The sequence below is a fragment of the Rhizobium chutanense genome (assembly GCF_002531935.1).
In the GTDB taxonomy this organism is placed as follows: Bacteria; Pseudomonadota; Alphaproteobacteria; order Rhizobiales; family Rhizobiaceae; genus Rhizobium; species Rhizobium chutanense.
Genome location: NZ_NWSV01000033.1, coordinates 31,896 through 55,217, shown reverse-complemented (window position 1 = coordinate 55,217; position 23,322 = coordinate 31,896). Strand labels below are relative to the sequence as shown.

Annotated in this window: 20 protein-coding genes and 1 pseudogene; 3 read left to right on the top strand and 18 right to left on the bottom strand. The window is 61.9% G+C overall.

The genetic code is table 11. The features are described from left to right. Positions 1 to 21: 21 nt before the first annotated feature. From gabD to CO666_RS29620, 10 genes are all read right to left on the bottom strand, one after another. On the bottom strand, positions 22 to 1,476 hold the full coding sequence (gabD, locus tag CO666_RS29665; protein ID WP_097615593.1) for an NADP-dependent succinate-semialdehyde dehydrogenase: 1,455 nt from the start codon (positions 1,474 to 1,476) through the stop codon (positions 22 to 24). A gap of 223 nt (positions 1,477 to 1,699) precedes the next feature. Next, entirely contained in the window at positions 1,700 to 2,680 is a 981-nt protein-coding gene (gene hpaD / locus CO666_RS29660) for a 3,4-dihydroxyphenylacetate 2,3-dioxygenase (protein WP_097615592.1), read from the bottom strand. A gap of 63 nt (positions 2,681 to 2,743) precedes the next feature. Further along, entirely contained in the window at positions 2,744 to 4,261 is a 1,518-nt protein-coding gene (hpaE, locus tag CO666_RS29655) for a 5-carboxymethyl-2-hydroxymuconate semialdehyde dehydrogenase (protein ID WP_097615591.1), read from the bottom strand. Positions 4,262 to 4,306: 45 nt separating this feature from the next. Next, positions 4,307 to 4,693, bottom strand: coding sequence for a 5-carboxymethyl-2-hydroxymuconate Delta-isomerase (locus CO666_RS29650; protein ID WP_097615590.1), 387 nt, complete (start codon positions 4,691 to 4,693; stop codon positions 4,307 to 4,309). 53 nt (positions 4,694 to 4,746) lie between these two features. Beyond that, positions 4,747 to 5,766 (bottom strand): phosphotransferase, encoded by a 1,020-nt coding sequence (locus CO666_RS29645; protein ID WP_097615589.1) that lies wholly within the window; start codon positions 5,764 to 5,766, stop codon positions 4,747 to 4,749. 6 nt (positions 5,767 to 5,772) lie between these two features. Beyond that, positions 5,773 to 7,056 (bottom strand): aspartate aminotransferase family protein, encoded by a 1,284-nt coding sequence (locus CO666_RS29640; protein ID WP_097615588.1) that lies wholly within the window; start codon positions 7,054 to 7,056, stop codon positions 5,773 to 5,775. Positions 7,057 to 7,058: 2 nt separating this feature from the next. Then, positions 7,059 to 8,414 (bottom strand): aspartate aminotransferase family protein, encoded by a 1,356-nt coding sequence (locus tag CO666_RS29635; RefSeq protein ID WP_097615587.1) that lies wholly within the window; start codon positions 8,412 to 8,414, stop codon positions 7,059 to 7,061. Between the two features lie 17 nt (positions 8,415 to 8,431). After that, complete coding sequence (locus CO666_RS29630; protein ID WP_097615586.1) at positions 8,432 to 9,079, bottom strand: HAD family hydrolase; 648 nt, start codon at positions 9,077 to 9,079, stop codon at positions 8,432 to 8,434. After that, positions 9,076 to 10,332: a Tm-1-like ATP-binding domain-containing protein gene (locus tag CO666_RS29625; RefSeq protein ID WP_097615585.1), complete on the bottom strand. Its 1,257-nt coding sequence runs from the start codon at positions 10,330 to 10,332 to the stop codon at positions 9,076 to 9,078. Before CO666_RS29625 ends, CO666_RS29630 begins: the two co-directional genes overlap by 4 nt. Next, positions 10,332 to 11,117 carry an IclR family transcriptional regulator gene (locus CO666_RS29620; protein WP_097615584.1) on the bottom strand — a complete coding sequence of 262 codons (786 nt, stop codon included), beginning with the start codon at positions 11,115 to 11,117 and terminating at the stop codon, positions 10,332 to 10,334. Before CO666_RS29620 ends, CO666_RS29625 begins: the two co-directional genes overlap by 1 nt. 319 nt (positions 11,118 to 11,436) lie before the next feature. Here CO666_RS29620 and CO666_RS29615 point away from each other — a divergent pair, with 319 nt between their 5' ends. Continuing rightward, positions 11,437 to 12,888, top strand: a complete 1,452-nt coding sequence (locus CO666_RS29615) for an APC family permease (RefSeq protein WP_097615583.1) — start codon at positions 11,437 to 11,439, stop codon at positions 12,886 to 12,888. A gap of 56 nt (positions 12,889 to 12,944) precedes the next feature. Next, positions 12,945 to 14,423: an aldehyde dehydrogenase gene (locus tag CO666_RS29610; RefSeq protein WP_097615582.1), complete on the top strand. Its 1,479-nt coding sequence runs from the start codon at positions 12,945 to 12,947 to the stop codon at positions 14,421 to 14,423. Between the two features lie 61 nt (positions 14,424 to 14,484). Here the strand turns inward: CO666_RS29610 and CO666_RS29605 are convergent, their stop codons facing one another. Both CO666_RS29605 and CO666_RS29600 read right to left on the bottom strand, forming a co-directional pair. Beyond that, a complete protein-coding gene (locus tag CO666_RS29605) occupies positions 14,485 to 14,997 on the bottom strand; it encodes a flavin reductase (protein ID WP_097615581.1) in 513 nt (170 codons plus the stop codon). A 9-nt stretch (positions 14,998 to 15,006) separates the two neighbouring features. Further along, positions 15,007 to 16,569, bottom strand: a complete 1,563-nt coding sequence (locus CO666_RS29600) for a 4-hydroxyphenylacetate 3-hydroxylase N-terminal domain-containing protein (RefSeq protein ID WP_097615580.1) — start codon at positions 16,567 to 16,569, stop codon at positions 15,007 to 15,009. Positions 16,570 to 16,663: 94 nt separating this feature from the next. On the opposite strand from CO666_RS29600, the gene CO666_RS29595 reads away from it, so the two are divergent. Further along, positions 16,664 to 17,521 (top strand): helix-turn-helix domain-containing protein, encoded by an 858-nt coding sequence (locus CO666_RS29595; protein ID WP_097615579.1) that lies wholly within the window; start codon positions 16,664 to 16,666, stop codon positions 17,519 to 17,521. 13 nt (positions 17,522 to 17,534) lie between these two features. Here the strand turns inward: CO666_RS29595 and CO666_RS35065 are convergent. The 6 genes and pseudogenes from CO666_RS35065 to CO666_RS29565 form a co-directional block, all read right to left on the bottom strand. After that, a pseudogene (locus CO666_RS35065) lies at positions 17,535 to 17,621 on the bottom strand (type II toxin-antitoxin system VapC family toxin); the annotation flags it as partial. A 14-nt stretch (positions 17,622 to 17,635) separates the two neighbouring features. Further along, on the bottom strand, positions 17,636 to 17,836 hold the full coding sequence (locus CO666_RS29585) for a type II toxin-antitoxin system VapB family antitoxin (protein ID WP_097615578.1): 201 nt from the start codon (positions 17,834 to 17,836) through the stop codon (positions 17,636 to 17,638). A gap of 157 nt (positions 17,837 to 17,993) precedes the next feature. Beyond that, the gene (locus CO666_RS29580; protein WP_097615577.1) at positions 17,994 to 19,286 is read right to left on the bottom strand and encodes a mechanosensitive ion channel family protein; all 1,293 of its coding nucleotides are present in this window, start codon (positions 19,284 to 19,286) and stop codon (positions 17,994 to 17,996) included. 233 nt (positions 19,287 to 19,519) lie between these two features. Next, a complete protein-coding gene (locus tag CO666_RS29575) occupies positions 19,520 to 20,545 on the bottom strand; it encodes an ABC transporter permease (RefSeq protein WP_097615576.1) in 1,026 nt (341 codons plus the stop codon). Between the two features lie 40 nt (positions 20,546 to 20,585). Beyond that, positions 20,586 to 22,127 (bottom strand): sugar ABC transporter ATP-binding protein, encoded by a 1,542-nt coding sequence (locus CO666_RS29570; RefSeq protein ID WP_097615575.1) that lies wholly within the window; start codon positions 22,125 to 22,127, stop codon positions 20,586 to 20,588. Between the two features lie 78 nt (positions 22,128 to 22,205). Beyond that, complete coding sequence (locus tag CO666_RS29565) at positions 22,206 to 23,168, bottom strand: sugar-binding protein (RefSeq protein ID WP_097615574.1); 963 nt, start codon at positions 23,166 to 23,168, stop codon at positions 22,206 to 22,208. Positions 23,169 to 23,322: the final 154 nt, after the last annotated feature.

Here is a 23,322-nt window from a genome sequence, read left to right as displayed (position 1 = left end):
TCTCGGGCCTTTTTGCTGGCCTCAGGCGATACCGCCGAGGCAGACATATTTGATTTCGGTGAATTCCTCGATGCCGTATTTCGAGCCTTCGCGGCCGAGACCGGAGAGCTTGACGCCGCCGAAGGGCGCTTCTGCTGTCGAGATCAGCCCGGTGTTGACGCCGACCATGCCGTATTCAAGCGCTTCGGCCACCCGGAAGACACGGGCGAGATCCTTGGCGTAGAAATAGGAGGCAAGGCCGAACTCGGTGTCGTTGGCCTGGGCGATCACATCAGCCTCATCCTTGAAGCGGAAGAGGGGTGCGACCGGCCCGAAGGTCTCTTCCTTCGCCACGGCCATGGCGGGCGTGACGTCGGCCAGCACGGTCGCCTCGTAGAAGCGGCCGCCGAGTGGGTGCCGTCGGCCGCCTGATACAACCCGGCCGCCTTTGGAAAGCGCGTCGGCGACATGTTCCTCGACCTTGGCAAGTGCCGACTCGTCGATCAATGGGCCGAGATTGATGCCCTCGTCGAAGCCGTTGCCCGTTTTCAGCGCCCCGACAGCCTTCGAAAGTTTCTCGGCGAAGGCATCATAGACGCCCTCCTGCACATAGAGCCGGTTGGCGCAGACGCAGGTCTGGCCGTTGTTGCGGAATTTGGCGATCAGCGCGCCCTCAACGGCCGCATCGAGATCGGCGTCGTCGAAGACGATGAAGGGGGCGTTGCCGCCGAGTTCCAGCCCGAGCTTCTTGATGGTCGGCGCGCTCTGTTTGTAGAGCTCGGCTCCGACCTCGGTCGAGCCGGTGAAGGTCAGCTTGCGCACGACGGGACTTGCGGTCATCTCACCGCCAATGGCGCGCGCCGAGCCGGTCAATACGCTGAAGAGGCCTTTGGGGAAACCGGCGCGTTCGCCAAGGATGGCGATGGCGATTGCCGAAAACGGCGTCTGCGAGGCCGGCTTCAGCACCATGGCGCAGCCGGCGGCAAAGGCCGGTCCCGCCTTGCGGGTAATCATCGCATTGGGGAAATTCCAGGGGGTGATGGCGGCAACGACACCGATCGGCTGCTTCATCACAAGGATGCGCTTGTCCTTCTGATGGCCGGGGACGATATCGCCATAGACACGCCTTGCTTCCTCGGCAAACCATTCGATGAAGCTCGCGCCATAGGCGATCTCGCCCTTGGCCTCGGCGAGCGGCTTGCCCTGTTCTGCCGTCAGTATGCGGCCGAGATCGTCCTGATTGTCCATCATCAGCTGGAACCAGCGCCTAAGGATGACCGACCGTTCCTTGGCGGTGCGGGCCGCCCATTCCTTCTGGGCGACCTCGGCTGCGGCAATCGCTGCCTTTGTCTCGGCGGCACCCAGATTGGGAACGCGGCCGATGATCTCGCCGGTCGCCGGGTTGTCCACCGCGATCGAATTGGATGGATCGGCCTCAATCCACTCGCCGCCGACCAATGCGGCTTGGCGGAACAATGTTGCGTCCTTCAATTGCATGACTGTCTCCTTCGATAGACCATTTCCGTTTCTTCAGGTCGCGGCGATGCTCTATCTCTTTTCCCGTTTGCGCAATCCGCCATGCAGTTTTGCGAGAATTGCTGTCGTCATCTTTGGCTCGTGATCGCGGATAACTGCTCCTCATCCGGCTGCCGCCACCTTCGTCCCGCACGCGGGGAGAGGGTGAGGGGCAGCCAAGGGCGCAAATCGAGCAGCCGTAGCCTTAAGGCGCGATGATCGGCTGTGCCTTCAAATCAGGCTCGACCACTTCGGCCCCGGCAAACAGGCTGCCATGTTCGAACCAGGATTTGGGAGCCGGTGCGCCCCAGAGCGTCTGGCGCTGCGGATCCTTCAGATCCCATTTGATCGGCTCCAGATCGGGATCGACCGTCTGGTAGTCCGAGCAGTAGATCTCGATGCGGTGACCGTCGGGGTCGAGGATATAGAGGAAGAAGGCGTTGGAGATGCCGTGACGGCCCGGGCCGCGCTCGATGTTGGAAACCCAGCCGGTGGTCGCCATCAGGTCGAGCAGGTCGATGATATTGAGCGGCGTCGGCACCCAGAAGGCGGTGTGGTGCAGCCGCGGGCCGCGGCCGTTGGTGAAGGCGATGTCATGGACACCGCCCTTGCGGTGCGTCCAGGCGGCCCAGAGACGTCCGGTTTCTTCGTCCTCAGTGTATTCGGTAACGCGGAAACCCAACTCGTTGTAGAAGGCGACGCTCTCGTCGACGTTCTGCGAAAAGCAGTTGAAATGGTCGATGCGTAGCGGCTTGACGCCCTTGTAGAGCGCATATTTCTGATGGATCGGCGGCAGGCGGTCCATCTTCGAATAGAATTCGAGCGGAATGCCATGCGGATCGCGAGTGCGGAAGGTCCGCGCCTGGTAGGGACGGTCAACCCATTCCACAGGCAGGCCTTTGTTCTTGAAGAAATGGGCGGCCTTGTCGAGATCCTCGTCACCGAAGACCTTGAAGCCGAGATCGCGGGCTTCGGCCTTGTCGGATTTCTTGAGCACGATGCAGTGATGGCCGCGCTCTTCGAGTGCGCGGAGATAGATGGTATCGGCTGCCTCGTCCGTCACCTGCAAGCCGAGCGTATCAACATAGAAAGCGCGCGATTTGGCAAGATCGGTGACGCCGAATTCCACGTGGCTGAGACGCACGATGTTGAAGGGCGGATAGAGATTGGGTGTCGGTATCGGCATCGGTTCCTCCTCGGCCCGCGCTCCTAGGGAACTGCGGGGCATACGTGTAGTGGATATTGCGTATCAGCCGCCCAGCTTCTGGATGGCGTGTGGCTTGGTGGCGAAAGCGACGTTCTTGGTTTCCATATAGAAATCGAAGGACCAGTCGCCGCCGTCGCGGCCGATGCCGGAGTTCTTGACGCCGCCGAAGGGCGTCGGCAGATGGCGGACGTTTTCGGAGTTCACCCAGATCATCCCGGCATCGAGATGATCGGTGAAGCGGAAGGCGCGGGTGACGTCCGAAGTCCAGAGATAGCCGGTCAGCCCGTATTGAACGTCGTTGGCAAGAGCGAGCGCATCGGCTTCGTCCTTGAAGGGGATGGCGGTCAGCACCGGCCCGAAGATTTCCTCCTGGGCGATGCGCATCTTGTTGTCGGCGCCGGTAAAGAGGGTCGGCGAGACGTAGCAGCCGCCGCCCGGACCATCGAACTTCTCGCCGCCGGCAGCCAGTGTTGCGCCTTCCGAGCGGCCGATCGCAATATATTCCAGCACCTTCTTTTCATGCACGGGGTGAATGAGCGGGCCGATGACCGTCTCGGGATCGAGGGGATGGCCGACCTTGATGCGCTTCGCCTTCTCGGCGACGAGGGCGGTGAACCTGTCATAGACGGCGTCTTCGACCAGCAGGCGCGAGGATGAGGTGCAGCGCTCGCCGTTCAGCGAATAGATCATGAAGACGGCGGCATCGGCGGCGCGCTCGAGATCGGCATCGGCGAAGACGACGACCGGGTTCTTGCCGCCGAGTTCGAAATGCACCCGTTTCAGGGTATCGGCGCCCTGCTTCATGATCATCGAGCCGGTACGGCTTTCACCGACGAAGCCGATCGCCTTGATCAGCGGATGTTCGGTCAGCGCCTTGCCGGCATCTTCGCCGAAACCGTTGACGAGGTTCCAGACGCCCTTCGGCAGCCCCGCCTCTTCGGCGATTTCGACCAGCAGGCGGGCCGTCAGCGGCGAGAATTCTGCCGGCTTGTGGACGATGGTGCAGCCGGCGGCGAGCGCCGGCGCGATCTTCCAGGTCGACAGCATGAAGGGCGTATTCCACGGCGTGATGATGCCGACCGGGCCGATCGGCACCCGCGTGGTCACGTTCACCTGGCCATCGGCGCGCAGCGCCTTGCCGTCACGGGCTTCGGGTGCGCGGTCGGCGAAGAAGCGGAAATTCTCAGCGCCACGCAGCGCCGCCTTGGCCATGAACTTCAGCGACTGGCCGGTATCCATGCATTCGACGAAGGCGATCTCTTCGGCGCGCGCGACGATCCCGTCAGCGATTTTGTGGAGGATCTTCTTGCGGGCATCGCCGGGCAGGGCAGCCCATTCGCCAAAGGCCGATTTGGCGGCCTTGGCCGCCCGGTCGATATCGGCGGCATTGCCGCGGGCAACCGCGGCAAGCGGCTTCAGATCGACCGGCGAGAGGGTCTCGAAGGTCGCGCCGTCATCACCGGCCACATCCTCGCCGTTGATGCGGTTGAGGACACCGCGGTCTCTGAACTTCGCAAGGTAGGTTTCGGCCTTTGCGATGTTTTCCTGCAATTTGGACATCGTCTCTTTCCCTGATGTTGTCTCGTCCCGCGACACGGGATTTTGTTACTTGCCGCGAAGCCGCGGATGGATAGCGTTCTTCTTCCAGCTCAGCTCCGCATCGATCTCGCGGATCTCCAGCGACAGCGCGAAATGCGGCGTCTCGAAGAGCGGGCCGAGGGCCTGCGTCGCGGCCGCAAAGATCGCCTCGCCGGTGCGCTTCTTCTCCTCGGCCGTGCGGCCCTTGCCGATGCGAAAATTCAGGTCGACGAAGGCGTTCTCGGCAAGCTGGTCGGCAATCGCGTAATGATCGGCGCGAAGGGCACGCACACGCACGGCGCCGATCTCGAAAAGGCCGGTTTCCAGCACGGTCTTCAGCATTTTCTCGCAGAGCGCGCCGATATCGGCGCGGCCCTCCAGATTGGCCGAGTATTCGATGGTGAGATGCGGCATGTGTCCTCCCGCCCTTTTTATTAATTAACACGTTAATCAATTTGCGAAAGATGTCAAGCGCGGCCGTCGAGCTTTCTCGCCAGCTCCAGACTTTCTGTGACATAACGCGACAGGCGCTCGCCGGCGTTCGGGATCTCAGGCCGCTCGGCAAGCCAGCCGATATAGGTGAGACTCCGGAACACCATGAACAGCGGCAGGCTCCGCAAGGCCGCATCGGAAAGGACGCGCCGGCTGCGATAGCCTGCGATCAAGGCGCTCTCGATCTCGGGATAGGACGGCTCGGGACGGTTCTTCAGCAGCGTCGTGGCAAGATCGAAAAGGCGGAAGCCATATCCTGCGTCGTCGAAGTCGATGAAGGCGACGCCGCCTTCGTTTTCCGTCAGAAAGATGTTTTCGCGCACGAGATCGGCATGGATCAGGCCGTAGTCGAAGCCGCTTCGTTGCGCATTGGCGAGACGGTGGCGCAGCTCGTCGCGCAATGCCGACAGCGCTGCGGCCTCGTCGCGTGAAAGTCCGCGGCAATCCCAGAAGCGGCCCCAAAGAGGCCTTTCCCCGAGCAGGCCTTCGCAGTCCCATGCCGGGCGGTGGAAATCCTCCGGCGGCGCCCAGCCATCGGCAAGATCATGCATGGCAGCCATGGCGTGGCCGATGCGGAAGAAGATCGCTGCCTGCGTCTCGGCCGATTGCGACAGCGGCGTTCCGGTTTGCCCGAGGGCCATTCCGTCGATCCAGCTGACGACATCGGCATATTGTTCGGGAAACTGCCGATTGGCGGGAAGGCAAATGAGGCTGCCTCCCGCACTGGCCGGCACGGGGGAGGGCACGTCGAGGCCGCCGTGCCGGAGCGCTGCCATGAAATCGAGTTCCGAGCGCAGGCTCGTCTCGTCATGATAACCCGGCCGATGCAGCCGCAAGGCGGCAGGCCGCCCGTCGGCAAGCATGACCCGGAAAACGGCGTTCTCCCGGTATTTCATCAGCACCGGCTCGTGCCGCGGCACGGCCCAGTGGCCGAGCGCTTCCAACGCGCGCTCCTGCAGAGCATCCAGGACGGCCTGCGGCAATTGATCGGCCATCTCGCCTCACAGGCCCGACAGCACGTCGTCGAAGACCGACAGCATCAGATCGGCATTCTCCCGGGAAAAGGGCATCGGCGGGCGGATCTTGGTGGCGCATTGATGGACGCCGATCTTGCCCATCAGGACGCCGCGTTCGCGCATTTCGTTGACGATCCGGCTCGCCTGCGCAGCGGCCGGCTGCTTCGTCGTTCGGTCCAGCACGAATTCCATGCCCATAAAGAGGCCACTGCCGCGCACATCGCCGATGATCGCATGTTTTTGCGCAAGCCGCTTGAAGGCGTCACGCGTATATTCGCCGACATCGCGAGCGTTCTCGATCAGCTTCTCGTCCTCGATCACATCGAGGACCGCCATGGCGGCGGCACAGGAGACCGGATTGCCGCCGAAGGTGTTGAAGTAGCGGAAGGCCTTGCGGAAGGCGTTCAGCGTGTCGGCATTGGCGACGACCCCGCCGACCGGGTGGCCATTGGCCATCGGCTTGCCGAGCGTTACGATATCAGGAACGATGCCGGCGCGCTGATGGCCCCACATATCAGAGCCGGTGCGGCCGAAGCCCGGCTGCACTTCGTCGGTGATGACGAGGCCGCCGGCCTTGCGCACGGCCGCCACACTTTTGTCCAGGAAACCTTGCGGCAGATCCGGAAAGCCCTCATTGGCGAAGAACGGATCGATGATCAGCGCCGAAAAACCATGCGGGCCCTCCTGCAACGAGGCGATCGCCGCCTCGACTTCGGCTGCGAAAGCCGCGGCAAAAGCCGCACCGCCTTCGCCGCCGAGCGGACGGTAGCTGTCGGGCGCCGAGACATGCCTGACATGGACGCCGAAGCCGCCGACCGGCGGCATGCGGGTCGAGAGCTGCGACACGGCCGCGGTATTGCCGTGATAGGTGTGGTTGGTGGCGATCACGCCGGTCTTGCCGGTCACGGCTTGGGCCATGCGCAGTGCCACGTCGTTTGCCTCGCTGCCGGTGCAGGTCAGGATCGCCGCGTCGAGGCTGCTGTCGAAGGTCGCCGTCAGGCGCTCGACATAGTCGAGGATGCCCTCGTGCAGATAACGCGTGTGGGTGTTCAGCGTCGAAGCCTGTCGGGTGATCGCCTCGACCACGCGCGGATGACAATGGCCGACATGCGGCACATTGTTGTAGCAATCGAGGTAGCGCCGGCCTTCGGCGTCCCAGAGCCAGACGCCTTCGCCGCGCACCAGATGGACTGGATCGTCATAGAAGAGCGACATGTTCCGGCCAAGAAGCCGCTCCCGCCGCGCGACAAGGGCTGCATGATCGGCCATGATCACGCTCCCACGGCGGCGAGGCCGGCATCGAGTGCGGTCAGGATCGTCTGCACATCCCCTGCCGTAACGATGAGCGGCGGCGACATGATGACGTTGGCCCCGGAGGTGCGAATGAGCACGCCGGCGTCGTAGGTCGCATCCTGCACCTTCTGCAGGACATCCTTTGACGCAGCGCTCTTCTTCTTGCGATCGCTGACGAGTTCGAGCGCGCACATCAGGCCCTTGCCGCGCACGTCGCCGATAAGCTCGTGCTTGTCCTGCAGCTTCTTCAGGCCGGTCAGCAATTCCTCTCCGCGGGCCGCGGCATTGTCGGCGACGTCCAGCCGCTTGGTTTCCTTCAAGGTCGCAAGGGCGGCAGCCGCTCCCGCCGGATGGCCGGAATAGGTGTAGCCGTGGCCGATGCTGCCCAGGCCGTTCTTGCTGCCTTCGAAGACCTCGGCGACCTTCTCGGAGATCATGACGGCGCCGAAGGGGAAATAACCGTTGGTGATCGCCTTGGCGGTCGACATCAGGTCCGGCTTGACGCCCCACAGCCGTGATCCCGTCCAGGCGCCGGTCCGGCCGAAGGCGGTGATGACCTCGTCGGCGATCAGCAGGATGCCGTGCCGATCGCAGATCTCGCGCATCAGCGGCAAGAAAGTTTCGTGGGGAACGATGACGCCGCCGGCGCCGAGCACCGGTTCGACGATCAGGGCAGCAATGGTGTCCGCGCCCTGGAAGGCGATTTCATCCTCAAAGAGCCTGCCGATGGCGGCGGCGATCTCCGCCCCGTCGCTCGTGTTGAACGGGTTGCGATAGGAGAAAGGCGCCGGCAGATGAATGACGCCGGGAAGCAGCGGCTCGTAGTTGCGGCGGAAATTCTGGTTGCCGTTGACGGAAGCGCCGCCGAAATGCGTGCCGTGGTAGCCTTTCTTCAGCGCGACGAATTTGGTGCGCTCGGGCTGCCCGGTGATCTTGTGATATTGCCGGGCGAGCCGCAGGCAGGTCTCGACCGAATCCGAGCCGCCCGAGGTGAAGAAGGAGCGGCTCAATCCCTCCGGCCTGAACCATTCGGCAAGCTCGTAGGACAGCTCGATCAGCGGCGCGTTGGTCGTGCCGCGGAATGTCGAATAATAGGGCAACTCGTCGAGCTGGTCGCGGATCGCCTTCTTCACCGGTTCGCAGGAATAGCCGAGATTGACGTTCCAAAGGCCGCCCACCGCATCGAGCACCTTCTTGCCCTGGATGTCGACGATCTCGACGCCTTCGCCCGCATTGATGATGCGCGGCGGCTGGGCCTGCATTTCGGCCGGATGAGCCATCGGATGCCACAGGTGGCGGGCGTTGTTTTCGATAATGAAGTTGGTTTCACGCATCGGTATTCCTCTCGGGTTCAGAGCCCCAGCATCGCAAGCGCGCGGGCATAACTTTCGGCAGGCCGGGTGACGTCGAAATGCACATGCGGCAATCCGACGGCTTCGGCGCCCTCGATGTTCTTCTTCTGGTCGTCCACGAAAACGCAGGCTTCGCGCGGCAGGCCGAGCTCGGAAAGCACCTGTTCGTAGGCACGCGGATCGGGTTTCAGGATCCTGGTGTAGGTCGCATCGACGATGACGTCGAAGAGGTCGATCAGCGGAAAACGCCTGCGGAACTCGACCCCGTAAAAGAGATCGAGCTCGTTCGACAGGATCGCGAGCTTCAGTCCCGCCTCTTTCGCCCGCAGGATGGCGTCGCGCGCTTCCGGGCGCAGCACCAGTTCGGCTTCGGCGCCGCGGGCGCGGCGCACGAAGGTCTGCATGTCGGGCCAGTCCTCGCCGACCATCCGGCCGACTTCGCCGGCCCGTTTCAGCCAATAGTCGCGTTCGCTGATCTCGCGCTTCTGCATCGCCACCCAGAGCGGGTCGGTCGTCGTGTCGAACGGACCGAGCCAGGTGAGGGAGCCTTGCGGAAGGCCGAGCGTGCGCTCGGTGATGTCATGCGTCTCGAACAGGGTGCGGGTGACGACGCCGCCGAAATCGAGGATGAGGGCGCGCTCTGTCATGATGGCCGTCCTTCCGGAATGACGCCCTCGGCCACCCAGCTGTCGAAAATAGCGAGCGCCGCCGCTGAAAAGGACGGGGAATTGATATGGGCGTCGACTTCCCGGAACGTGACGGAAGGCGGCACAGCGCGGCGCATCTCGTCGAGGAAGGCGGCAAGGCCTTCCGGATCATGCAGCGGCTCCTCCGGCTTGTCCCATTCCTGCAGCCCCTCGGTCGGCAGCAGGAAGGCGACCTTCGCGTCCGCTTGTGCCAATTTCTGTCCGATGAGCCGGGCGACTTCCCGCCGGCCTTCCGGAGAGGTCGTCACCGATCCGATCAGCCGATTATGGGCATGATAGGGACGATCGGCGAAAATCTCAGGCAAGGCCTGCCAGGCCTGGAGATCGACCATGTCGACGGCGCCGGGGGCGACGATCTGTGGAATGCCGGCGCGGCCGGCATTTTCGAGCCTGTCCGCTCCCGACGTCACCACCGTGCCGTAATGATGATTGCTGACTTCCTGGATGCAGAAATCGAAGACGGCGGCAAAGCCGGCCTGCGCGGCAATGGCTTCGAAGGCGCGGCCGCCCATGCCGGTGGAATGGAAGACGGCAACGTCATAGCCGCGCCTTTCCAGCTCGGGCCGCAAATGCTTCATGTATTTGAGACAGGAGGAACCGAGCGAGGTCATGCCGATCAGCGGGCGGGCGTGATCGGGTTTGGTCCCGTGCCTGGCGGCGCCGACGACCGCGCCGCAGGCCTGCGACAGGACCGAACGGCAGATGCTGTTGAGGCCGTAAAGGCCGCCGGCCCAGAGGATCATCATCAGGTCGGGCGCGATACGCTCGGGCGGGATCAGATGGGAATAGGCAATGGTCGAGACGACGAATTTCGGCACGCCGAGCGGCAGGACGGCGGCGACGTCGAGCGCCAGATCCGTGCCCATCGAGCCGCCGAGCACGATGATTCCGTCGACGAGCCCTTCCTCGTAAAGCCGGTGGGTCAATGCCGCGGCACCCGTTGCCATGGCCGCCATGGCGCTGTTTTCATCGCCGCTTTCGGCGATCTCCGCAATCGAGGTCGCGGCCGCCCTGGCGATGTCGTGCTTGGAATGATCGGGAACATAGGGCGGGTCGCCGAGAATACTGACATCGACCATAACAGGCCGGCCGCCGGCTTCCGTGATGACGGACGCCATGAATTGCAGTTCGTCGCATTTGGTGTCACCGGTTCCGATGACGAGGATCCTTGGCAGGGGAGCCGCGGGGCTCATCAATCTCTCCTCCTGGTTTCTGGACTGGTTCCCATGAGCCTTTCCGACCCGTAGTATTTTTCTGAAATCCCGTTGGCGGCGGCGATGGCCTGCGCGCCGAAGTGGTCAATGGCCGTCTTGGTGGTGCGTGAGAGCGGGGCTGCGACCGCCACGCAGCCGACCGGCCGGCCATCCGGCGCGCGCACGGGTGCCGCTGCACTGATGACGCCGGCTTCGAGACCCTGATGGCTGATCGAAAAGCCGCGCGCGGCCGTCTCGTCGAGCAGCCCGCGGATCAGCTTGGGATCGACGACGGTATGGTCGGTGAATTTTTCGAGCGGCTTTCGAAGCGCCGCATCGATCTCCGCCGGCGGGCAGAAGGCGAGGAAGGCAAGGCCGGATGCGGTAGCGTGAAAGGGCAGGATGCTGCCGACATCGACGATGATGCGGTGCGCCCGCGGCGGATCCTCGACATGAATCGTCGACAGCCTGCCGCCCGAGAATTCGGAAAGATGCACCGTCTCCGCCGATGCTTCGGCGAGTGTCTTGATGAAGGGCACGGCGACCCGCAGGAACGGATAGCGGGCCTCGCGGATGCGGGCGAGCCGAACCGGCGCCGAGCCGATCCGGTAGCGGCGGCTATCGGGGTCCTGCTCGACGAAACCGTGTTTTTCCAATTCCACCAGAAAGCGCCGTGCCGTCGCCTTATCGAGCGAACACAGGCGGGCGATGTCGGTCAGACCCACCTCCTTGTCCAGCCGTGACAGGGTGTCCAGCAATGAAAGCGCCTTTCCGATCGTGCTCATCGTTCTTCCTCCTGGGTAGGGTTCATGTCCCGGCCTGTCGCATCCGGCTTTACGCCATCCGCCAAATCAGCCTGCAAACCCTTTGCCGCGGCACGATAGCAGCGACCCAAGATACTTAACACGCGAATTAACTTGACAGAGGCAGGGATTGTTTGCAAGTCTATATTTGAAGCTGAGGTTCAAATAATGAACCATAGGCGCTGGCGGCGGCAAAATCAATAAAAGCATAAGCCCCGCTCGTCAGTCCGGCTCTGGTGGAGATCGCCTGCGCGCAATCGCAGCGATGATCGGATAGTCTCAACAAGGGGAACGAACACAGATGAACACACAAAATTCGCAGGGGCCGGCTGAAAACCAGCTGCGCAAGAACAGTCTCGGCGTCGGCGCCGTGACCTTCCTGGTGGTTTCGGCCGCCGCACCGCTGACGGCGGTCGCCGGCGGCGTGCCGCTGTCGATGATGCTCGGCAACGGGCCGGGCATCCCGCTGACCTTCCTGCTGGTGACCGCCATTCTCCTGCTGTTTGCCGTCGGCTATGTCGCCATGGCGCGTCATATCCGCAATGCCGGCGCCTTCTATGCCTATACCGCCCAAGGCCTCGGCGGCCTAATGGGCGGCGCGGCGGCGCTGATCGCGATCCTCGCTTATAACGCGATGCAGATCGGCGTCTTCGGCATGTTCGGCGCCGCGACGTCAGGCTTCTTCGCCGGCTACGGGCTGGTTCTGCCCTGGTGGGTCTGGACCTGTGTCGGCATCGCCTTCGTCGCAGTCTTCGGTTACCGGCGCGTCGATCTCTCCGCCAAGGTTCTGACGGTGCTGGTGATCCTCGAATATCTCGTGGTGCTGATCATCGATGCCGCGATCCTCATCAAGGGCGGAGATGCCGGCCTTTCCGCGGCACCCTTCACGCCGACCGCCTTCCTGAGCGGTTCGCCGGCCATCGGCATCCTCTTCTGCTTTGCCGCTTTCATCGGCTTCGAAGCGACGACGATCTACAGCGAAGAAGCCCGTGAGCCGGAAAAGACGGTGCCGCGTGCCACCTATATATCCGTCCTGATCATCGGCCTGTTCTACATGCTGACCTCCTGGCTGATGGTCAACGGCGCCGGCGTCGACAAGCTCGTGCCGGAACTGCAGGGCCTGCAGGATCCGACCACGTTCCTCTTCGGTCTCGCGGAGCGTTATGTCGGCCATTGGATCACCATCGTGATGAGCCTTCTCTTCATCACCAGCCTCTTTGCCGGCGTCCTCGCATTCCACAATGGCGTGGCACGTTATATGTATGTCGCCGGTCGCGAGGGCCTGTTGCCGAAGTCGGTCGGCGTCACGCATCCCGTCTTCCAGAGCCCGCATGTCGGTTCGATCATCCAGACCGTCATCGCCGTGCTCGTCGTCGCGCTGTTTGCGGCGACGGGTCAGGATCCGGTGCTGGCGCTCTTCTCCTGGCTCACGAATGTCGCCACGCTGGCGATCATCCTGCTGATGGCGTTCACGGCCTTCTCGATCGTCGCCTTCTTCGGCCGCAATCCGGGGCTTGAACGCAATGTCCTCGTGATCAAGGTGCTGCCCGTTGTCACAGGGCTGATCCTCCTGGCGCTCGTCTATTATATCTCGGCAAACTTCGGCGCGATCGCCGGCGCAAACGGCGTGCTCGCCGTGTTTCTGCCAAGCCTCGTGCTGATCGCCGCGGTCATTGGATTGCTGGCGGCAGCGCGCCTGAAGTCGGCGGATGCCGTCGGCTTTGCCCGGCTCGGCGCCGGCCAGGAAGTCTGAGCGGTTCCAATCGCGGTGGCGGGAAAACCCGCCACCCTTTTTCGTGAGAGCATGAGATGCAGGACAAGATCGACCAGCTCCGGACATTATCCGTTTCCCCGCAGGCATTGTTCATCGACGGGGCCTGGCGCCCGCCTGTCGACGGAGCCGCGATGGACGTCATTTCGCCGATCGACGGATCCCGGCTGACAACGATCGCCGATGCCGGCGCCGAAGACGTCGATCGGGCGGTCGTGGCCGCGCGGCGCGCCTTCGAAAAAGGCAGCTGGTCGCGAACGGCACCGGCTGAACGCAAGAAGGTGCTGCTGAAGATCGCCGAACTGATCGAGAAGAACGCGCTTGAACTCGCCGTGCTCGGCGTACGCGACAACGGCACGGAAATCTCGATGGCATTGAAGGCCGAGCCGGGCAGTGCCGCCGGCACCTTTCGCTACTATGCCGAGGCGATCGACAAGGTCTATGGCGAGATCGCTCCGACGGCCGACAATATTCTCGGCCTGATCCATCGCGAACCGGTGGGCGTCGTCGCCGCCATCGTGCCCTGGAATTTCCCGATGATGATCGGCGCCTGGAAGATCGCGCCGGCACTTGCCGCCGGCAATTCCGTCGTGCTGAAGCCTGCCGAGGGCGCGTCGCTGACGCTGCTGCGGCTTGCGGCCCTGTGCGCGGAGGCAGGATTGCCGGATGGCGTACTCAATGTCGTCACCGGGCGCGGCGCCGTCAGCGGCGAGGCGCTGGGGCTGCACATGGATATCGATGTGCTCGCCTTTACCGGTTCCGGTCCGGTCGGGCGCAGGCTGCTGGAATATTCGGCGCGCTCCAACCTGAAGCGCGTCTATCTGGAGCTCGGCGGCAAATCTCCGAACATCGTCTTTGCCGATGCGCCGGATCTCGATCAGGCCGCCAAGGTCTCCGCCTACGGCATCTTCCGCAATTCCGGCCAGGTCTGCGTCGCGGGCTCCCGCCTGCTGGTCGAGAAATCGATCCATGCGGAGTTTTCGGAAAAGGTCGCCGGCATTGCCACCGCCATGAGGGTCGGCGACCCCTTGCAGCTTTCCACCGAAGCGGGCGCGATCTCGAGCGCGATCCAGCTGGAGAAGAATCTTGGCCATGTCGACCGGGCCTTGGCGGAAGGAGCTCTATTACGCACCGGCGGCACGCGCACTCTCGAGGAGACGGGCGGCTATTACATGCGCCCGGCCGTCTTCGACGTCACGCCGTCCATGATGCTTGCGCGGGAGGAAGTCTTCGGGCCGATCCTGTCGATCATTCCGTTCAAAACGGAGTCTGAAGCTCTGGAGATTGCCAACGCCACGGAATACGGCCTGGCTTCCGCCGTCTGGACGTCGAACCTGTCGCGCGCCCATCGGATGGTGCGCGGCATCCGCGCCGGCGTCGTGCATGTCAACACCTATGGCGGCTCCGACAACAGCGTGCCGCTCGGCGGCGTCAAGCAATCGGGCAATGGCCACGACAAATCGCTGCATGCGCTCGATAAATATGTCGATCTGAAGACGGCGTGGATCCAGCTCTGAGGCAATATCCCTGACGGCAAAGCAGGTCTCCCGCATCGGCAGCGATGGGGAGACCACCTTTTTACCCCCCGAAACTGCCGGCCTGTGTCGGCACATGCACATAGTTTCGGTCGAAGTAGAGCAGTGCGTGCCCATCCACGCGGCTGCGGATATCGATGACCTCGCCGATGAAGATATTGTGCGTGCCGACGAGGCGGACTTCGGCCAGGCGGCAATCGAAAGAGACAATGGCGTCGCTGAGCGCCTGGCTGCCGGAGCGGAACTCGATCCAGTCGGCGGCGGCATAACGCTCTTCCATATCGGCCCGCTGTCCGGCGAAATAGCCGGCGAGATCCTTATGCTCCTGCGTCAGCACGTTGACGCAGAAGCGGCGGTTTTCGAAGAACAGGTCCGCCTGGGCCGAACGGCTGTTCATGCAAACGAGAAGCGTCGGCGGTTCGTCCGTGACGCTGCACATGGCGGTGGCGGTGAACCCGCCGCGCCCGGCGGGTCCGTTGGTGGTAATGACGTTGACAGGGGCGCAGACCCTGGCCATCGCATTGCGGAATTCGGTTTTCGAGACTTGCTCCTCCATGGCGCCGCCTCATTCGGCCGCGCTGCGGAGGGAAGATGCCTCGTCGAGCGGCGGCAGCCAGGTATCGCCGGTCCAGCCGTTTTCGTCGTAGTCGCTCATGCAGCGGTCGACGAGCGCTTCCATCTCCTTGAGGCGCCCGCCGCGCTCCGCGCCCTTCAGCACCTGCAGCCGAACCTCTTCAGGCGCACCGGCATAATTGAGTTCGTAGAGCGCATGGCGTCCGCCGAATTCGGTGCCAGTCGCATCCCAAAGCAATTTCATGATCTTGATGCGCTCGACATGGTTCATATCGTTTGAGCCGCGGACATATTGTGCGAGATAGCGGTCGATCTCGGGATTGCCGAAGTCCTTTGCCGAGGAGGGCAGATAGATCAGCCCCGAGGCGACGACCTTGCGCACCGTCTCGATGACGCGCGGATAGGCCTCCGACATGAAGGTGCGGTAGGAAAGGGCGGCTTCCATGTTCGGCAGCACGGCGCCGTTCGCCCAGGGCTGCGGATTATAGGCCATCGCATTGGAGAAGGACCAGAACATGTGGCGCAGCGCGATGACTTCTCCAAGTGCTGCCTGATTGCCGCGGAAAGCATCGCCGCCGGTGGCGCGTAGCGCCTTGGCAAGCAGGCCGGCGAGGAAGTCGAGCTTGACGGCAAATCGCGTGCAGCCCTGGAAGCAATAACCGTGCATGAAGCCGGAGGCTGGGTGGAACGACAGGATCTTGGCGGCATCGCGCAGAACGAGCACGTCCTCCCAGGGCACGAACACATTGTCGAGCACCAGGATCGCATCGTTCTCGTCGAAGCGCGACGACAGCGGATAGTCGAAGGGATGGCCGACGGTATTGGCGGTCTGCTCGTAGGAGACGCGGCAGAACATTTTAATACCCGGCGCATTCATCGGCACGATGAACATGACCGACAGCGAAGGATCTTCCGTCACCGTCGCCGAGCTTTGGGCAAGGAAATTATAGTGGGTCAGCGCCGAGGAGGTGGCGACCACCTTGGCGCCGGAGACATAGATGCCGGCATCGGTTTCCTTGGTGATATGGACGAAGACGTCCTTCACGGCATCCGCCGGCTTATGCCGGTCGATCGGCGGATTGACGATCGCATGGTTCATGAAGAGCACGGATTCCTGCGACCGCTTGTGCCAGGCAAGCGCATTGTCCTTGAACGGCCCATACCAATCGGCATTGGCGCCGAGCGTGTTCATCAGCGCTGCCTTGTAATCGGCGGTGCGGCCCATCCATCCATAGGACATGCGCGCCCAGTCGGCGATGGCGCCCTGCTGGGCCGCCAGTTCGGCTGAAGATTTGGCGACCCGAAAATATTTATGGGTATAGCCGCCATTGCCGGTGTCGGTCGGCGAGGTCAGACGATCCCTGGTCTTCTCGTCGTGCAGCGCATCATACATCCGTGCGATCGAGCGCGCGGAATTGCGCATGGCTGGGTGCGCGGTCACATCGGCGATGCGTTGACCATTGATATAGACTTCGCGCCCGTCGCGCAGGCTTGCAAGATATTCGGCGCCGGTAAACGGCCTTGTCTTGTCGGTGCGGTGGTCTTCTGAACGCATCTCATGTTCCTCCTTCTGATATTGACAAAGGCTAATTCCAGACAAGATGCGAGACCATGGACAAAGCCCGCAATTCGCTGGTACTTTTTCCGGTATGGTGATGCGAAGCGAGGTTCCGAATTTCTTCGTCTATGGCGAGCCGAGCCGCTCGCTCGAGGTCGGCTTCCTGCATGTCGAAACGGTGATGGAGCGGAAAACCGCGCATTTCGGCCATGTGTCGCCGCACAAACATCCGCTGATGGGACAGATCACCTATTGGTTTCAAGGCGGCGGAACCTATCGGATCGAAGATGAGACTTGGAATTTTTCCGCTCCCGCCGTGAGTTTCGTCCCAAGCAGCGTGGTGCACGGTTTCGATGTCGCCGAGCAGTCGGATGCGATCGTGGTGTCGGTCTCCGACGATATGCTGAAGACGATCGCGCCGCAGGTCGCCCTCGATCTTGACGTGCCGACCTTTCTGACGGGCGTGCCGGCCGATCCGGTATGGGCAAAGCTCGGGACACTGCTCGATATGATCGCCGAGGATTATCGTGAGCAGGGTGCAGAAGGCGAGAGGGTGCTGTGCGGCCTGATCTGCGTCGTGTTGTCCTTGATGGGCCGCATCGGCGGCCGTGTCGCGTTGCCGTCGACGTCGGCGACGGTCTCACTTGGCCTTGCGCTGCGCCGCCTCATCGATCTCCACTACCGGAAGGATTGGCCCGTCGGGGCCTATGTCGATCTTCTCGCGACCACGCCCCATCTCCTCGACAAGGCCGCCCGGGAAGTGTTCGGGTTGTCCGTCAAGGAATTGACGCTGGAGCGGCGGCTGCTGGAAGCCAAGCGCCTTTTGATGTTCACCGTCCGGTCGGTGGAAGACATCGGCCGAGAGATTGGCTTCGAGGATCCGGCCTATTTTTCCCGCTTCTTCCGCAAACGCACCGGCCAGGCGCCCGCCACATGGCGCCGGCGGTAGGACTATTTGGTGTTTAGTTGCGAGTCTTGGCCGGCTTATGCAATGAAGCGCCGGCCTTTTCGGCCGCCGCCTGCAGACGCTTGTCCCTTATCCATATAGAAGTATCTGCCAGTATCACTTGGCCGCCGCGCTCCGGCGGCGTGGAGTTGCCTCTGCATCGGGCATAGTTCCGCCGAGCGCGATAAGGCGTTTTCCGGATTCTACTCGCACAAGCGTCTCCAACGCCTGGCGGACGAGAGCCGCGGTTTCTTTTGTGCCGGTCAGGGACCTGGCCTTTTCCAGGAGAGTGTCGTCGAGATTGATAGTCGATCGCATCGTTTCTTATCCTCGTCCTGCATATCGGTAAGCATGTAGCCCGGACCGATGGCGTTGGCCTGGATGCCGAGTTCGCCCCATTCGGCCGCGCTTGCCGGCTTTCCTTCGGGATGCGCTTTTGCCTCATTCCCGGTCGTCAGCGGTATTGCAACACAAATCAGTCCGGTTGTTTGATCTCGATAGGGCTTTTCATGATGATTTCGTGATGCGGAAACGGGATAGAGACGCCGGCTTTCTTGAAGGCATCCCACAGCGCCATCAGGACTTGGCCACGAACATTTGTAAGCCCGTTCGCTGGATCCGAGATCCAGAACCGAAGCCGAAAGTCGAGCGACGAAGCGCCAAAGCCGGTCAGCCAGCAGACGGGCGGCTTATACTGATTTGCGACCCGGGGCACGGTCGATGCTGTCGCAATGGCGATCTTGACGACTTGATGCGGATCGCTGTCATAGGACGTCCCGAAGTCAACGTCGATTCGTACATAATCACTGGAGAACGACCAGTTGACGACTTGCTGCGATATGAAGTCTTCATTTGGAATGAGGTACTCCTTGCCATCGCGGGTGATGACGGACACAAAGCGCGAGCGCAGGTCACGGATCGACCCGAACGTGTCGCCAAGCGTGATCGTGTCACCCGGCTTGATCGACTTGTCGATCAAGATGATTATGCCGGATATGAAGTTCGATACCACTTTTTGAAGGCCGAAGCCTATTCCGACGCCGACTGCGCCTGAGAAAATGGTCAGCGCCGTAAGGTCGACCCCGGTCGCAGACAAAGCGATGGCTCCAGCGATTACGATCAGGCCGATCTTGATGAATTTGCTGATCAATACCTTGATCGAAGGCGACAAGTCGGCCGACCGCTGAACCCAGTGGGACAGCATATTGCCAATGAGGACGGCGATCCAGATCAAGGCGATCGCCAGCACGAGGGCTTTGAGCACAAGCAGAAGTGAGAGCCTCACCGCGCCTAGGTTAACGGCGAGCCCGTCAAGAGCAGATAAAACCGGGCCATCAAGACCGACTGCATAAAGAGCGATGTAGCTCCAGCTGCCGATCGCGACGGCGCGTGAAAGGGTTGGGTTGCGAATGATTTTGGTCAGGACCGAGATGACGAACCATGCAGCCGCCAGCGTCAGAGCCGTGGAGACAAGCCAGCGTTGCGAGGGCCACGCGCTCTTGCTCAGCACGACGTTGGCGATCCACAGCCAACCCACAAGGAATAGCCACATCATCCGGCGCATAAGGGCAATGATGACCCGAAGCAGGTCTGGATTACCCTTGATCAGGCGCGCCTTTGCCTCCATCGCGGGCTCTGTGCGTGACGCAAGTACGGACGCAAAACCGTAGCCGGCCACGATGATCGCAAGCTGAAAGAACGTCCATTCGTTCAGAATGAATGTCGTCAGCCACTGCTCGGCGATCTCGGTCATCTGCCTGATATTCATGATGATGACCCGATGAATGTCAGCTAGATAAAGCCATCAGATGAGTTTAATTCATTTGGAAGAAACAAGCACCAGCATTCCTCAGAAGACTCAATGGTCTCAAGCGTCCAGCGACTACGCGACGCAGACAATTGCCACTTGTTCCATAAATCGTATTACGCCACATTTTGTGTAGCCGGCTATTTATTAATGCGACAGTCTCGCCCCCTGACGCGAAAGTCTCATCCACTGACCTAATCCCGGCTGGCGACCACGGGCAGACTGCCTTCGTTCGAATGACGGGTTTCTGTCTGCCGGGCGGCGGAGACGAGGCGGCGCTGTGCGCGGATCGCGTGCCATTGCTGGTCGATCAGGACCCCGATGAGGATCACGCCGCCCATGACGGCGAAATTCAACGATGATGGGATACCAAGCAGATTCACCAGATTCTGCAGTTCCTGCAGCAGGACCGTGCCCAACACGACGCCGATGATCGATCCCTCGCCGCCGCGGAGCGAAAAACCGCCGAGGACGGCGGCGGCAATCGCGTAGAGTTCGTAGAACTGGCCATGGCTCGCCGGCGAGATCGAGCGCGTATACATGGCGAAATAAATCGCCGAAAGCGCCGTCAGCAGCCCGCAGATGACATAGGCCGACATGATCATGCGGCCGGTTCGGATACCGGAATAGCGGGCCGCCTCCTCATTCTTGCCGATCGCGTAGAGATAACGCCCGAAGACCGAGCGATGCAGCATGATCCACATGACCACGGCAATGATGACGAGCGCGATGAAGGTATTGGGAACGCCGTAGAACCGTCCGGCTGTCAGGAATTCAAGGTCCGGGAAATTCTGGCCGAATGCAAAGCCCGCCGTCCCGTCGGCTGTATAGAAGCGTGCTGCGCCACGATAGATCAGGAGGCCGCAAAGGGTGACGACGAAGGGCTGCAGGTTGAGCCGGGTGATCAGCCAGCCGTGGACGGCACCGATGACCGCGCCAAGTGCCAGAATGAGCGGCAGCGCCAGCATCCAGGGCATATCCTGGACCGCGACGAAATCGACGAACAGCACGCCGAGAAGTGCGACGAGCGAGCCGACGGAAAGCTCGATGCCGCCTGTAATGATGACAAAGGCCTGGCCGATCGACAGAATGCCGAACAGGCCGATCAGGTTGGCGGTATTGGCCAGGTTGATCGGCAGCAGGAAGCGCGGATTGATGATGGCGACGACGATGCCGACGACGACGATCAAAAGCAGCAGTCCGAGATCTTTCTTGACCATCCGAGATCCATTCCCCGATATTTGATTGTCGATGCAGCCGCTATTTTACCCTTTTGCCGACAGCAAGCAAAAGGACGCTTTCCTGGCTGAATTCGTCCTCTTCCAATATGCCGGCGATCTGGCCCTCGTGCATGACGGCGATGCGGTCGGAAACGCCGATCACCTCTTCCATGTCGCTCGATATCATCAGGATCGCGACTCCGGCATCGGCAAGCGCCCGCATCAGGCCGTAGATCTCGTTCTTCGCGCCGATATCGATGCCGCGCGTCGGCTCGTCGAAGATCATCACCTTCGGGCTCATCGACAACCATTTGGCAAGCACCACCTTCTGCTGGTTGCCGCCGGACAGGGTGCCGGTTCGCGTCGAAACGGAGGGCGCTTTGATACCGAGGCGAAGGCGCTGCTTTTCGGCCGCCGCCGTCTCCCGCTCGGCAGAAAGCATGAAGCGGCGGGAAAGCTTGCGCAGATCGGCAAGACTTATGTTCTGGGCGATCGGCAAATCAAGGAGAATGCCGTTGCGCTTGCGATCCTCCGGCACCAGGAAAATGCCGCGGGCGACAGCGTCCCGGGCAGAACGGACCGCGATTTGCTGCCCGTCCTGTAGGATTATGCCGCCGTAACTGCGATCGATGCCAAAGAGCACCCTGGCAAGCTCGGTACGGCCGGACCCGACGAGGCCCGCCAGTCCCAGGATTTCTCCATACCTGATTTCCAGATCGACGGGACGGCCGGGATAGGCCTCGGTGCGCACGCCGCTGACCTCAAGCGCAACCGAGCCCGGCGAGCGCTGCGGCTTTGCAGTCCGGGCCGCAAGCATCCGGCCGATCATCAGCTTGACCATCTGATCGTGGCCGATGTCCCTCTTGGCGAGCGTGCCCACAAGCGCGCCGTCACGCAGGACGACGACCCGGTCGGCTACGCGCTCAACCTCGTGCAGCCGATGCGAGATGAAAATCACACTGATGCCATCCGCCTTCAGCAATTTGATGATGCTGAGCAGCCGCTCGGTTTCGGCCAGCGGCAGGCTGGACGTGGGTTCGTCGAAGATGACGAGCCTGGCGTTGATGGACAGCGCCTTGGCGATTTCCACCATCTGCTGCTCGGCAAGCGAAAGCGACGCCACGGGTGTGTCGGCGGAAAAATGCGCCCCTACCCGCTTCAACAGCGGCTTCACCATGTCCCGCAGTCGATCGCGATCGACGAGCTTAAGGGGTCCCGCCTTCAGCGGTTCGCGCCCCAGGAAGATATTGGCGGCGACGTCGAGATTCTCGAAGAGATTGAGTTCCTGATGCACGAAGGCGATGCCGGACGAGATGCTCGATTCCACCGTGAGGAAACGAAGTTCCGCGCCGTCGAGCAGGATCGTACCCCGGTCCGGGGCGATCACGCCGCCAAGGATTTTCATCAGCGTCGATTTTCCGGCCCCGTTTTCGCCGACGAGGCCGATGACCTCTCCCGGCATGATATCGATCGACAGGTCATCAAGCGCAACGACGCCTGGATAGGTCTTGCCGACGCCGGAAAGCGAAAGGAACGGCGTTGCGGGCGTGCCCGGTGACGGGATGTCGGAACTATGGTTCATCGCCTGTCCATGGCTGCTGATGCTGTCGGCATGAAACGCATTTCGCGGCGGCGGTGAGTGCCACCGCCGCGAAGGAGGTTATTTCCCAGCCATGGCCTTCAGATTGGCGGCATATTTGTCGACGTCATCCTTGCCGATGATCACCGTCGGGATGATGATCAAGCCATCGGCGGGAACGCCTGATTTGTCGCCCTTGAGGTAGGCGGCCATCAATTTCATGCCTTGATAGGCCCATTCGAACGGCTGCTGTACGACGGTTGCCGCGATCGTGCCTTCCTTGACACCGCCGAGCGTGATCGGATCGTCATCAAAGCCGACGACAGTGATCTGGCCGAGTTTGCCTGCGTCGCGCAGCGCCTCATAGATGCGTGGCGTGTTGTAGGAATAGAAGCCGACCATGCAGGTCAGGTCGGGGCTGGCCACCAACGCATCCTCCACGTTTTTCTTGGCGCGCGTCTGGTCGATGTCGTCACCGCGAACGTCGACAAGCTCGATCTTGGTACCCTTGAGACCTTCCTTCATCCCTTCGATGCGTTCGCGGGCGTTATCGGCGCCCAGCAGACCGACGAAGCCAATGCACTTACCGCCGTCCGGCATCGCCTTCTTGGCGATTTCGGCGGCCTGCTTGCCGGCGTCTACGTTCGAAGAACCAATATAGGCGACGCGGTTGGTCTTCGGTGCGTCGCTGTCGGTGGTGAAGAGAGCCGTCTGCGAGCCGATCTTGTTGAGACCGTCCGTCTGGGTCTTGGGGTCGACCGCGGAGACCATGATCCCCTTGACGCCGGCGCTGACGAGATCTTCCATGAGACGCTGCTGAATGGCGACAGCCGCCTGCTCAGGGTATTTCAACTCCATCTGGTAGTCCGGCATCTCGGCCTGCGCCTTCTTGACGCCCGCCTCTGCGGCCTTCCAGAAGTCGGACGCTCCGTTGACGACGAATGCAAGCGTCGGCTTGTCGGCGGCATGCGAGACCGCAGCCGGCGCCGCGCTCAGCATCAAGCCGGCGAGGAACAAGGCTGCATTGCGTTTCAGCTGTTTCATAATACACCTCCCGAGGGGCCGCAGTTGCAGGGCCCGTTTCCGATTGACGGCCGGTCGGATGCACGCCCCCTCCCAGGCCCGTCGCACAGCGACGAGTGGCATTGGCTCCGATCGCTCCGTGACGGTATAGAAGAATTTTAATTAGTAAATAGTA